The sequence below is a fragment of the Ewingella sp. CoE-038-23 genome (assembly GCF_040419245.1).
Taxonomy (GTDB): Bacteria; Pseudomonadota; Gammaproteobacteria; order Enterobacterales; family Enterobacteriaceae; genus Ewingella; species Ewingella allii.
The window spans coordinates 381884-395219 of record NZ_JAZHOH010000001.1; the positions used below are offsets into that span (position 1 = coordinate 381884).

Consider the following 13336-nt stretch of genomic DNA (forward strand, 5'->3'; position numbering starts at 1 on the left):
TAACCCTGAGCGGAGAGAGGTAATTCTCATTCCCGGTCCCGATTAAAAGTCTATCAGAACGCCATATTATATTTTTCCCGTGACTCCCTTTGTGAGTTGATTAACGTTGTCGATGATTTAGCCAAGATAATCCGGCCGCCGTGTCGCCCTGCGGGTTATATTCACAGCCGATCCAGCCGCTATAGCCCATCTGATCCAGCGCGCTAAAAATATTGTCGAAATTGATCTCGCCGGTTCCCGGTTCGTGCCGCCCTGGGTTGTCCGCCACCTGAATATGCGCGATCTGCGACAGGTGGTTGCGTAGGGTCTGGATCAGCTCGCCTTCCATTCTTTGCATATGGTAAATGTCATACTGCAACCAGAGATTCTTGCTGCCGACCTGCTCAATCAGCGCCAGCGCCTGACGGCTGGTGTTGAGATAAAACCCCGGCATATCAAGGTTGTTGATAGGCTCAATCAGTAACCGAATGTTCTCTTTTGCCAGCGCGTCGGCGGCAAAACGCAGGTTAGTCACCAGCGTTTTTTCTATCAACTGCGGATCACTGCCCGCCGAGACTTTACCTGCCAGACAGTTCACCTGCGGGCAGTTCAGGGCTTTGGCATAGCGAATCGCCTGACTCACCCCTTGGCGGAACTCGTCCACTCTGCCCGGCAAGCAGGCAATGCCGCGCTCGCCGTCGGCCCAGTTTCCCACTGGCAAATTGAACAGCACCTGAGATAAACCCTGCTGGGCAAGCTCGGCCTGTATTACCTCGGGTGGATACTCATAAGGAGAGATATACTCCACGGCGCTGAACCCGCAGGCCTTGGCCTGAGCGAATCGAGCCAAAAAATCGACGTCGGTGAACAGCATGGAAAGGTTGGCGGCAAAGCGACTCATGAGTTCTCTCCTTGGCGGTAATCGTAAAACGCCACGGCGGTCGGGGCTTCAGCCGCGAGCGACGTGGTCGGCTCAAATTCAGTGACATTATCCAGCTCGGTACCCATCGCAATATTGGTCACGCGCTCGAGGATAATTTCTACCACAACCGGCACCTGATGTTCTTTCATTAGCTTTTCAGCCTGCCTAAATGCCGGGGCAATCTCTTCCGGTTTGAATACGCGAATGGCCTTACAGCCCAGCCCTTCGACCACCTTCACATGGTCCACGCCGTATTCACCCAGCTCGCTACTATTGATATTTTCGAAAGAAAGCTGGACGCAATAGTCCATGTCGAAGCCGCGCTGCGACTGACGAATCAGCCCCAGATAGGCGTTATTGACCAGCACGTGAATGTAGGGGAGTTTGAACTGTGCGCCGACCGCCAGCTCCTCAATCAAGAACTGAAAATCGTAATCGCCGGACAGCGCCACCACCTTGCGAGCGGGGTCTGCGGCGCGAACGCCCAGCGCCGCAGGCAGGGTCCAGCCCAGCGGGCCTGCCTGTCCGCAGTTAATCCAGTGCCGTGGTTTGAACACGTGCAGGGTCTGCGCCGCCGCGATTTGCGACAGGCCGATGGTGGTCACGTAGCAGGCGTCGGCACCAAACGCGCGGTTCATCTCTTCATACACCCGGTGCGGTTTGACCGGCACTTGATCGAAATGGGTTTTGCGCAGCAGGGTAGTTTTGCGCTGGTTGCACTCTGCGACCCAGTCGTCACGGTTTGGCAGGTCACCCTTGGCGAACAGGCGTTTGGCTGATTCAACCAGCATCAGCAGGGCTTCGCGGGCGTCCGACACTATGCCCAGATCGGGGCAGATCACCCGACCAATCTGCGTCGCTTCAATGTCGATGTGCACCACTTTGCGATCTGCGACGTATTTCTCCACCGATCCGGTATGACGATTGGCCCAGCGATTGCCAATGCCGAACAGCAGATCCGACGCCAGCAGGGTGGCATTGCCGTAGCGGTGGGAGGTTTGCAGCCCGACCATGCCCGCCATCAGCAGGTGATCGTCGGGGATCGACCCCCAGCCCATCAGGGTTGGGATCACCGGAATATTGCAGATCTCCGCCAGCTCTTTCAGCAGATCCGCCGCGTCGGCGTTTATAACCCCACCCCCGGCAATAATCAGCGGGCGCTCGGCCTGACACAGCATCGCCAGCGCCTTGTCGATCTGCGCCTGCGTGGCGCAAGGCTTGTAAGGCACCAGCGGCGAATAAGTCTCGGGATCAAATTCAATTTCCGCCATCTGCACATCAAACGGCAAGTCGATCAGCACCGGGCCGGGGCGACCAGAACGCATCAGATGAAAGGCTTTTTGCAGCATGCGCGGCACCAACGCGGGTTCCAGCACGGTCACCGCCATCTTGGTCACCGGCTTGGCAATCGACTCAATATCCACTGCCTGAAAATCCTCTTTGTGCAGGCGGGCGCGCGGGGCCTGCCCGGTAATGCACAGGATTGGAATCGAGTCCGCCGAGGCCGAGTAGAGCGCGGTGATCATGTCCGTGCCCGCCGGTCCCGAGGTGCCCAGACAGACGCCGATATTGCCCGCAGTGGCGCGGGTATAGCCCTCGGCCATGTGCGACGCACCTTCCACATGGCGTGCAAGGATATGCCGAATACCGCCGTGCCTGCGCATTGCATCGTAAAACGGGTTAATTGCCGCGCCGGGCACGCCAAAGGCGGTGGTCACCCCCTCTTTCTCCAGCACCCACATTGCTGCATCAACTGCTCTCATCTTAGCCATGGTTTACATTCCTTATCGTCGATAAATCCATTTATTGGAAAGTTTTTCCAACTTGGTTTTATGCCAAAAAAAAGCACGGAGCTTTGTGATTGGCAGACCGTGCGACCAGACGCCATCTCTGGCGTCAGGCCTAGATTCTAGCTGTGCGGGTCGCCCAGTGCGGTACTGATGTCGCGCGCGGCGTCGCGCACCAGTTCGCCGAGTTCGGCAAAGCGCGCCGGTTCCATCCGCGAGCTTGGCCCCGAGATGGAGATGGCAGCAATCGGCTGATTGTTCTTATCAAAAATCGCCGACGCGAGGCAGTTCAGCCCCAGCGCGTGCTCCTCGTGGTCCACCGCGTAGCCGCGCTGGGCCGAGGTCGCCAGATCCTTCTTCAGTGGGATCAGACTATTTAGCGTGTGCGGAGTAAAAGTCTGCAAACCGGATCGCACAATCAGATCCAGCATCTCTTCTTCATCCAGCGCGTAGAGCAGCGCCTTGCCCGCGCCGGAGGCGTGCAGCGGCAGGCGACTGCCGAGCGGGGCGCACATGCGCACCATCGCCTGACACTCGCACTGGCGGATCAGCACGGCGTCCATATTGTTGCGGATCGCCAGATTGGCGGTCTCGCCGGAGAGCAGCATCAGGCGGCGCATAAAGGGCCCGGCGACCGACACCACGTCGCGATCGTTCATATACGTCGACCCGACGGTGAACGACTGAATACCAATGTGCCACCAACCCAGCTGCGGGTCTTGGAACACAAACTCTGATTTCTCAAGCACTTTCAGCAGACGGAAGGTGGTGGAAAGCGGCAGATCTAACTTTTCCGACAGCACCGACACGGAAGAACTCCCTCCCGACTGTGCCAAAAACTGCAAAATCTCCAGCCCACGATCCAGCGCCTGCGCGCCCTTGGTCGCAGAGGTGCCTTCCTGAGCAGGCCGACCTCTTCTCCGTAATTCAGTCATTCAATCCTTTCTCTTATCGCGTCGATTCGATCCCTACTGTAGCAAGGGAATTTTCAATTAAAAGTGATAAATGGAATATATTTCCATAATTGTATTTCGCGCACGATTTCCCTATCTCTGCAATTAAAACCATTTTTGTGATGAAGGTCAGGGGAGATGGGGAGGATTTTAGGCTCAATAGGCGGCATAGTGAAGTGAGACAAACCTGCAAGGAGCGCCAATGCTGGACCACGAGACAATCCGTTCATTTGTAAAAGTTGCCGAGTGCTGTAGCTTTTCCCGCGCCGCCGAGTCGCTGCATAAGACCTCGGCCACCATCAGTTATCGCATCAAAGTGCTCGAAGAGGGGATTGGCACCCAGCTATTCCTGCGCACCACCCGCAGCGTGACGTTAACTCCGGCGGGCAGCTATTTGCTCGAACGCTGCCGCCAGTGGCTGAGTTGGCTGGACTCTATGCCCGGCGAACTCAAGCAGATCAATCAGGGCGTTGAGCCACGGGTTGATATTGTTATCAATAACTTGCTGTATAACGGCGACAGCGTTGCCGACCTGCTGGCGCATTTAAATGTGCATTATCCCTTCACCACTTTCCACATCACCCGACAGGTGTATATGGGCGTGTGGGATACCTTGCTCAATGGCGATTGCCATCTGGCGATTGGCGTGGCGGGCAGGGAGTCGCTGGAGAACAGCATCAGCATTCTGCCGCTCGGCAAGGTCGAGTGGGTGTTTGTGGTTGCGCCGCAGCACCCGCTGGCGCAGGGCGGGGAGACGCTGAGCGAAGAGCAACTGCGCTGGTATCCGGCGGTCAATATCGAGGACACGGCGGTGCATCTCGCCAAACGCGTCGCCTGGCTGCTGCCGGGCCAGCAGGAGATTAAAGTGGCGGACATGAACACCAAGCTGCAATGTCACCTGCGCGGCGTCGGCATTGGATTTCTGCCCCGCACGCTATGCCAGCCCTATCTCGACAGCGGCGAACTGGTCGCCAGAACGCTGGTTAACCACCGCCAAAGCTCGCCATTGTCACTGGCGTGGTCACATGAACGCGGCGGCGAAGTGGTCAAAGAGTTGGTGGCGATGTTCGAGCGACGCGACCCACTGATTCAAGGCTTTTATTCACCCCTTCAGACCCTCGATTTGTAGTAAAAACAGCCAGAAAGACGCGGTTTTGCCGTTTTTTTCGGCACTCAGTCAAAACCCGTCAGGATAAGTATTGCGTGAGGTCTTCGGAAAGGTATAATGCACCCGTTTTCCGCATACTACTTTCAGTGCCGAAGTGGCGAAATCGGTAGACGCAGTTGATTCAAAATCAACCGCCGCAAGGTGTGCCGGTTCGAGTCCGGCCTTCGGCACCATTAGTCAGTATGAAAATTAAGTCACCCTCGGGTGGCTTTTTTTATGTCTGCGATTTGGCTTAATCCAAAAGGTTAAGTCTCAAATTCAGACAGTTAATGGTCCGTTTCTTCGACTTCCCAGTCTGTCACTCGCACACTCATTCAACTCAAACAGTAGTGGTACGAGATGCGCCACGGCTTTTAGATAAGCACTGATTTGAGGCACCCCCTCTGGCGGCACAATCTCACTGTTCTCCAGCCCTTCGCTAAGACACAGCAAGCCATGACAAAGCCCTTCGGCAGACTCGGAGGCTAATGCACTCAGGTCATAAAGCTGGGTGTCTTCTAAGTGGCTGAAATCCAGCCCGGCAATCAGTGAACGGAAGACGGTGATAGAGTTTTCAGTGGTTTCGGTGTGAGTCATCATTTTAATCCCATATTTTAAAATTTAGATGACCGCCCAAGACGCTAACCTTGGGTGGCAGCTCAGACAGAGTTAGCGTTACCGGAACATATGGGAAAACCGGCGCTTCTTGCGAAGCCTCTGCCTGAGCCACCATAATTTGGGTGAGCAAAAGCGTGAGGCATTATTACACAGTGCCACATCATATGTTTAGGCAGAACGCTAATTCCGGCTGCGGATTTTGCCGCAGCGAAGAGAGTGTATTCTCCCCATCAACACAATGAAATGTGCTGGATACATTTACAGGGATTTGTATGTGGTTTTGGAATGGGGATCGCAGGGAATGGGGGATAATACAGGATCAAAATTAACAAAGCCCCCTTCTTGGGGGCCATTTTTCAGACCACCTTTTCAAGAGGTGGCTTTTTCTTTACCAAATGCTTTTTTTATTCTGGAAATCCAACCCAACGCGAGTTTGAGAAGAGCCGAATTTATGGAGTAAATTAAGAGCATATTCATAGCGCAATTCTGCAATTGCCGATGCTTGAATATTTATCATTGTTAAAGTCTTTCCATTAATCGATTCTTCCTCTCGTACGCACCTCAATGATAATTGGTTATCCTCGAAGTAACGACCTTGATTTTCTGCATAAAATGTATCCCAGTGAGGATTGTCCTTACCTATCCAATATGCCTCAGGAATTCCATTAATATTTAGGTAAATATAATCATTTTTATTTGCATGTTCATTTGCCGTGCTCAAAACAGCTAGTTCAAATTTTATAGCTTTAAATACTAAATGGGTCTGGCCTATACGTGATTCCCACATGCTAGATTTTTGTCCAGGGATTAGATCGCATGCCGGAGTAATACAGACCCACTTTTCACCATTTATATCTAAAACTGTTCCGGTTATTAAATGATTATTGCATACTGGCATTGAACACGAAAAAGCATTTAGCTGTCCTAGGGCTAGATCATTTCTGTTAATGCAATCTTTGAAAAATTGCTTGACAAATTCCTTACTATTTCCAGGGTTTAAATTCTTAGCAACTGCCATGATTTTTTTAGAAAAGTCTCTCAGCTCTATACGAGATGCTGTAGCTAACTGTTCCCAGTGTAGATTAATGGCCTTATCGTGAGCATAGTCGCTTTCCGAATTTTGTAGAAGGCTATAGAGCCAACCTGCTTGAGCATATCGGTTACTGATAATTTTAGATGCTTGTTCAATACCTCTCTCGTCAAGCTCATAACGCATTTTTGCCATAAGAAGATGCATTGGAGAAGCATTCTGTTTAGTTAATGCCAAATTCAGCGAACCAATCAACTCATCCTCAGGATTATCATTGCTTTTCCTAATTATAGAAATGAAAGTTTTACCAGTGCTAATATAGTTTGTATTATCACACCAGTGCCACTTCAAATCTGTACGAATGTTTTCTGCGAATTTTATATTATTTTTTTTTAGAATGTCATATAAGCGCCATTTAACAACATCTATGCCATTTATACCGATTTCCTTAGCTACTTCTAATATCTCGTCAGAATAATGATTCAACGGATTATCAGGATTTTGAGGTTTAATGCATTCTTCAGGAATCATTGAAGCATAGACAGAAAGTGCATCGAGCAAGTGTAAGTCTTCTCTGATCCAGTTGTATTTGTCACCATCATTATTAACGTCTAACCAATCGTTGATTTTTTCATCAATATCATCAGTTGGAATAAGGATATTATCGTTACTAATCCTTATGAAATCAGTTAGTATATCCTTAAAAACAGACTTAATATCACCTGCAAGCCCTTTCGTATGAACGAGAGTAATATTGTAGTGATTGTTGTTATCTAAGGATTGGATAATGCTTCGTGCTCTTTTACCTTCATCGGCAGAGGTATCACCATCTAAATGATAATCGAGTATTATTAAATCACTATGATGTATGTATCCAGGGATAGACTCATGACCTCCAAAGTTAGGAGACTTTCCGTCAAAAACATCTATGCTCCACTTGCGAGATGATTGGCACATTGTTATTATTTTTTTTAGCCGTTCAATATTTGCTCCAGTGTAAGTAGTGGCTGATTTACTCTCTCTACTTTGTCCACTCGTATCTGGATTAACAGTCTTCATATCAATCAATGACAAAAGTGTAGGGTATTCATCATCTATAACAGTTACATTACGAATAGGGGTTATAAATGCTTCCGTAATTAAGTCACTGTAAGTTGCGACAGTTTCAGTCATGATTAATTCCTTTGAAATTAATTGCAAAATTTGCACCACTTAGAACTTTAAAACTATCTCGAGTTTCATATCTAATACTATGTCCACCTGCCATAAGGTTTTGTTTGCATAGATAAAGGCCAACACCTCTCCCCCCTTTTTGTTTACGGGTAAAGAATAATGTGAATAAATTTTCGTAATCATCACTGTCAACGCCGGGACCGTTATCACTGACGAATACTTCTTCGTTAACATAGCTTATGAGAATTTTTTTTGACTTTTCCTGATCTCTTTGTACCCAGTAAATAGAGTTATTTATAATATTTATAAATACTGGGTAAATTCTTGATGGTAGATCCAATAAAGATAATTTTGTGAACTCTTTACTACATGATAATTCTATGTTTGCAATTGAAAGCTGCTTTGAGAAATAGGATTTAATATATTTTTCTATTTCAAGCCCTGTTATTTTTTGTACTTCTTTTTTTCCAGATAATTTCAATGGTGATAAGAATTTAAGTTTTTCAACTAATGAATTGTGACATTTTAGAGCCATGTCAATATTTTCATGTTGAGAAGATGTCAGATTTCCATCATCAATATTTTTTAAGGCATGAGTCAACTCTTGATCTAAACTATCAAGTTCATGACCAATAATTTCAACTGTAATACCAAGCTGAGCTAGTGAATGTAGGCGCAAAACTTCTTCACGATGTCTGGTTGTTTCGTTCATACTATGAATAGCTAAACTTTCCAAGTCTATTTCTTCGTTTATTCTCTCTAAAGCTGTAATATATGGGGAAAGTTTTTGTGTGTTTTCAATTTCAACCCGTTCTTGTTCTTCGTCTAACTTATTTAGTAAAAGAGGCAGGTAATGGTGCCAACTTACTGATTTAGTGTATGATGGTGTTTTTGAGGTGCTCCAGTGGCTTCTGTTTCTATCAGCTGTCCCTCCTGTTCAGCTACTGAAGGCGTGGTGCGTAACGGTAAAAGTACTGCCGGACATCAGCGCTATCTCTGCTCTCACTGCCGTAAAACATGGCAGCTACAGTTCACTTACACCGCTTCTCAACCCGGTACGCATCAGAAAATCATTGATATGGCCATGAATGGCGTCGGATGTCGCGCCAGTGCACGCATTATGGGCGTTGGCCTCAACACGGTTTTACGACACTTAAAAAACTCAGGCCGCAGTCGGTAACCTCGCGCATACAACCGGGCAGTGATGTGATTGTCTGCGCGGAAATGGACGAACAGTGGGGTTACGTCGGCGCTAAATCACGCCAGCGCTGGTTGTTTTACGCGTATGACAGGATACGGAGGACGGTTGTGGCGCACGTATTCGGTGAACGCACGTTGGCCACGCTGGAGCGTCTTCTGAGCCTGCTGTCGGCCTTTGAGGTCGTGGTATGGATGACGGATGGCTGGCCGCTGTATGAATCACGCCTGAAGGGAGAACTGCACGTTATCAGCAAGCGATATACGCAGCGCATTGAGCGGCATAACCTGAATCTGAGGCAGCATCTGTCAAGGCTGGGCAGGAAGTCACTGTCGTTCTCAAAATCGGTGGAGCTGCATGACAAAGTCATCGGGCATTATCTGAACATAAAACACTATCAGTAAGTTGGAGTCATTACCAAAGAGGCAAGGGGATTTTATCAAGTTTTATATCTTCAAGATCCGACTCCATTACAAGTTTATATTGCTCACGGCAAGTTTTTATCAATTCCTCAAATTCAAAATGTTGTTTAGAGAGAACTTCTTTTCCGCGAGCTGCATATTTTGTAATTGTATTATTAATGCTAGAAAGTTTACTTCTGTATACTTCATATGCTTTTTCGTAATCACTTTTTTGAGTGGAATCAGAAATTGCTTTATTAATTAAAAAAGTAAGATCTTTTACTATTTCCCTGCATTTAAGTTCTTCTTTTCTATAGGATCGATAATCATCCTCTAAGCGGCCTAAATTAGTAGGTAGTGGACTCAGTGAATACCCTTGTACTATTTCAAGGTAAGTATCAGTTGACTGTTTTAGAGCGTGGAGCTCCTCAATAGAGCCAAGACTCAGTCTACCATCAATACTTTCTCGAAACTCTGTAAGGGTAGACACGAGACTAGTTAATGGAATTATATTGCGCTTGATGGAGGATCGTATGCGTTTACGTTCCTTATTCAATAGCTTTAGTCTATCTTCTTCTGCTTTCAAAAGTGCTTTTTTTTCTTTTATATCTTCAAGTGTAGTTTTTCTCCCTTTTGAGTTACGACCAAAGTGTTGATCTGCAGAATCTAATAATATCTTTTCGACAATTTCTCTAAAAAGTTTTGAGGCCCTATTTTCAATAAAACCCTCTCGGCCAGCTTTATCTTTTAAATTTGGATTATTTTCTCGAGAAATTGCAATTCTTCCGAACATACGTCGGCCTGACCAAAAATAACGACCAGCATTCTTTGAACGTCTTTCTTCTATCGAGAAGTAATCACTATCGGCTCGGCCATAAGGCATTACACGCAAACCATCACGGTATATTCTAAACCCGCCATACATATCGGATTGCTCAAGAAAATGAGAGTGTTGGATATCATTTAGTGAGGTACTTCCAGATAAAACTTCAAAAGTACCAATCCGTAAATGAAATGAACCAAATGCACTATCTTTTCTTGTTTTATAAACTTGCTTAGGCTTTATAATATATTCTTCGATCCATTTTCCAAATACTTTAACTCTACCTTTAAAGTATCCATCACTATCAACGACTCCTTCTATAATATGCTCTAATTCCTCGAGATTACGCAGGTCAAACTCGCGTTCTTCTCCAATTATTATTCGAGGAGCATTATTTACCCAACCTGTAACATTATATTTAAAGTCGTCAATTAAAGGCTCATTGTCCCGAGAAAATGGGTCGGTAAAATTAGATAAAGTTTGGAAGAAGCGATCACGAGTACTCTTCTCTGTGTCATCTGCTTGATTTATTGGAGTATTTGATAGTTGTATGTAAATGTCATATTGCACATCTGCGATAAACATTGCAGTACCATGTGAAGAATCACCGGACCACACTGACCATTTATTGAAATGTTTTTCCTTGAAAATTTCTCGAATTAATGTTTGTTCAATTTTTTGTTGAGTGGTTTTTTCTAACCCATCTTCAATTTCTTGTTTGCTAAATGTATTCCAAGCATCAGCTATTCTTTGAGTGCGTGCTGCATCGTCTGAATCGCCCCATATATTGCCCATCATTTGGTCAAATAAAGAAGGAAGTATTTCTTCTAACTCATTTTTATGACTAAATTCTCTAACGGGGATTCTTATATCATTGAGATATAAGAATGGATTTTCAAATAAACGCCAGTCTATAAGTGCGACAACATAGTCACTATCATGTCGTTTTGAAATAACTAATAAGAGAGGCCCAAGAGCCGCAGATGATAAACGGCCAATACCTTTCTGACCTTGTTTCGGCCTTGCTGGAAGACCATTGCGGTCTGCTGGAGTAATAGAGAAGCCATTCGTTTTTGATTCCGTACCTACAATGAGCCATTTAGATTCGAATTCACTTCTATTCATACCATGACCATCATCTAAAATGGCGGAGATATTCATATCATCATCAAAGATATGGAGGTCAACTTTACGAGCATAAGCATCGTAAGCATTTTTCCATAATTCAGATATAGCTGTAGGGCAGTCAGCTATCTGCTCTCTTCCTAGATGGTCTATTGTTCTTGCTCTTGTCTGAAAGGTGACATGCCGCGTCATAATGAATATTCCTTATTAGTTTCTTCTTGGTTTTTGTTAGCAATTATATCTACTTGGGCGGATAATAAATTTATTATTGCTTGTAGTAATACTTCCCCTAATTTTACAGGGACTGCATTGCCGATCTGTTTAGATACAGCCATAGATCCACCCTTGAAGACAAAGTCATCAGGAAACGTTTGCAAGCGAGCAGCATGTCGTAATGATATGCCTCTGGGCAACCATGGGTGGACAAACCGGCCTTTGGAAGGGTTATTACATCCGGTCGTGATTGTATTCGATGGCATATGTGGATAGATTCTTCCATATACATCTAAATGGCCCGCATATTCTTTATGGCAATTTAACTGTCTTCCTGATTCAATTCTGTCCCCAATTAAAGGTGTATTCTCAAAAAGATTCGTTATTTCCGCTGAGTGTATCATATGTACATTACAAGGGTCATCCTCTGAAAGTGGGGCGCCCCAAACTAATTTTTTGATGAGATCTTCAGCAATATTTTCCTCATACTTAAATTTCTCGATTAAACGCTCTTTGAATTCAATTAAAATAGATTGCTTTGGACATTCGAAAACAGTTGATGCAGTTGTTAGCGGAAGTGTATTATTCTTTCCATGCGTAGCTTTTGGTGGCCACGAGAAGCTAGAAGTACAAATATCTTCTCTGACAGCTAGTATAAATGCTCTTTTACGATTTTGTGGAACACCGTAATCTTTAGCATTTAATATATATGGTTTATTACCAATGATTTTATAGTTATGCTCTTTTGTCAGTCGTATAAATTCATCTAGATAATCGGCATGCCGAGCCCAAAGTAATCCAGGAACGTTCTCCACTAAAAAAACTTTAGGTCTCAATTCTTTAACAAAATCAAAATAGCGTAATAATAAAGCATTTCTTGGGTCATCTTTACCAGCATTATTAATGCGATGAGATGAAAAACCTTGGCAGGGCGGACCCCCTAGTAATATATCAAGATCGCCTTGTTTTAAGTTCTGAAAATTCATCAAAGAACTAATATCTACTTTGTTGATATCCTCAGAAAATACTTGCGTTAATGCGCCATATTTAACAACAAGATTGTTGTAATATGTTTCTGATGCTAGTTCGTCAAGCTCTATCGCAGCTTGTACATCAATATCTGCTTTAAGGGCCGCAAGAGAGAATCCACCGGCGCCAGCAAATAGGTCAATAGCTTTTAACTTGTGCATAATAAGGTTTTTTTTGTTGTTAATCACACTAGTATACGTAACATTTAGAGCATATCCCACTTTTGAACATTAATGTATATAATGACAGTACAAGCTCAACTACCTGTGATATCAGTAACTTACTGATAATAAAGTGTTTTATTCGGTTCGTGGAAAGAAATGAATTGCCTTAAGTACTCTAATTTAGCACTGTGTCAGCATAAAACTATTTAGCTAAAGATCCATATAGACATAATGCCTTATTTATGCCTGAAATATTTCGAAAAATGAAGAGTTGTGAAAAAATATTTTTTTCTATCTTACGAGCCTATAAATTTTATCTATCTGATTTTTTTTCCCTCTTCGACTATCCTCTGTGCTGGCTACACATCCAATTCAACTAATCTTAGGCCACGATACTTACTTCTAAGTACGATTTATCGGTGAATGACCTACAGCACTCGATTTTCAAGGGGGCTCAGAGGCCTAGGAACGCTGCATTGGAGATGCTATTAGCTATCGAAAGCGGCAGTGCAGCGCAAGAGCTATTGTTAAAATTTTTCTCATATTGGGAGGGAAATAGAGGTCTCCTTTGAGTAGGCTTCATCAACCACAAACCCAGATAGCCCACATCAACCCCCCAAAATGCCCACAAACTCTCTTTTCTAAACATATCCCCCAGATATGTTTATACCATCGACACGTTTTAGCTATATGTCGATAAAACGCGATTTTATAAACATGAGGGCGTGACATGTTTATGGCATCGACATATTATGGCTATATGTCGATTAAAAC

General features: G+C 45.3%; 10 protein-coding genes and 1 tRNA gene. 3 read left to right on the forward strand and 8 right to left on the reverse strand.

Translation table 11 applies throughout. The features are described from left to right. Positions 1-100 precede the first annotated feature (100 nt). The 3 genes from hyi to allR all read right to left on the reverse strand — a co-directional run bounded on the left by hyi (position 101) and on the right by allR (position 3623). Positions 101-880 carry a hydroxypyruvate isomerase gene (gene hyi / locus V2154_RS01825; protein ID WP_353500824.1) on the reverse strand — a complete coding sequence of 260 codons (780 nt, stop codon included), beginning with the start codon at positions 878-880 and terminating at the stop codon, positions 101-103. After that, a complete protein-coding gene (gcl, locus tag V2154_RS01830) occupies positions 877-2673 on the reverse strand; it encodes a glyoxylate carboligase (RefSeq protein ID WP_353500825.1) in 1797 nt (598 codons plus the stop codon). Before gcl ends, hyi begins: the two co-directional genes overlap by 4 nt. Positions 2674-2810: 137 nt before the next feature. Then, positions 2811-3623, reverse strand: a complete 813-nt coding sequence (gene allR, locus V2154_RS01835) for an HTH-type transcriptional repressor AllR (protein ID WP_034786864.1) — start codon at positions 3621-3623, stop codon at positions 2811-2813. Between the two features lie 220 nt (positions 3624-3843). On the opposite strand from allR, the gene allS reads away from it, so the two are divergent. Continuing rightward, positions 3844-4770 (forward strand): HTH-type transcriptional activator AllS, encoded by a 927-nt coding sequence (gene allS / locus V2154_RS01840; protein ID WP_353500826.1) that lies wholly within the window; start codon positions 3844-3846, stop codon positions 4768-4770. A gap of 127 nt (positions 4771-4897) precedes the next feature. After that, positions 4898-4982, forward strand: a tRNA-Leu gene (locus tag V2154_RS01845). Between the two features lie 85 nt (positions 4983-5067). On the opposite strand, the gene V2154_RS01850 is transcribed toward V2154_RS01845, so the two are convergent. The 3 genes from V2154_RS01850 to V2154_RS01860 all read right to left on the reverse strand — a co-directional run bounded on the left by V2154_RS01850 (position 5068) and on the right by V2154_RS01860 (position 8345). After that, positions 5068-5388 (reverse strand): hypothetical protein, encoded by a 321-nt coding sequence (locus V2154_RS01850; protein ID WP_437341985.1) that lies wholly within the window; start codon positions 5386-5388, stop codon positions 5068-5070. A gap of 406 nt (positions 5389-5794) precedes the next feature. Continuing rightward, positions 5795-7609 (reverse strand): response regulator receiver domain, encoded by a 1815-nt coding sequence (locus V2154_RS01855; protein ID WP_353500827.1) that lies wholly within the window; start codon positions 7607-7609, stop codon positions 5795-5797. Continuing rightward, positions 7602-8345, reverse strand: coding sequence for an ATP-binding protein (locus tag V2154_RS01860; protein WP_353500828.1), 744 nt, complete (start codon positions 8343-8345; stop codon positions 7602-7604). Before V2154_RS01860 ends, V2154_RS01855 begins: the two co-directional genes overlap by 8 nt. Positions 8346-8513: 168 nt before the next feature. On the opposite strand from V2154_RS01860, the gene V2154_RS01865 reads away from it, so the two are divergent. Next, positions 8514-9211, forward strand: a protein-coding gene (locus tag V2154_RS01865) for an IS1 family transposase (protein ID WP_225865976.1) whose coding sequence is annotated in 2 segments (ribosomal slippage) — positions 8514-8763 and positions 8763-9211 — 699 coding nt in all. Because the reading frame shifts where the segments join, the coding sequence is not laid out codon by codon here. A 10-nt stretch (positions 9212-9221) separates the two neighbouring features. Here V2154_RS01865 and V2154_RS01870 read toward each other — a convergent pair. Beyond that, the gene (locus V2154_RS01870) at positions 9222-11348 is read right to left on the reverse strand and encodes an ATP-binding protein (protein ID WP_353500829.1); all 2127 of its coding nucleotides are present in this window, start codon (positions 11346-11348) and stop codon (positions 9222-9224) included. Next, positions 11345-12559 (reverse strand): DNA cytosine methyltransferase, encoded by a 1215-nt coding sequence (locus tag V2154_RS01875; RefSeq protein ID WP_353500830.1) that lies wholly within the window; start codon positions 12557-12559, stop codon positions 11345-11347. Before V2154_RS01875 ends, V2154_RS01870 begins: the two co-directional genes overlap by 4 nt. Between the last annotated feature and the right edge of the window lie 777 nt (positions 12560-13336).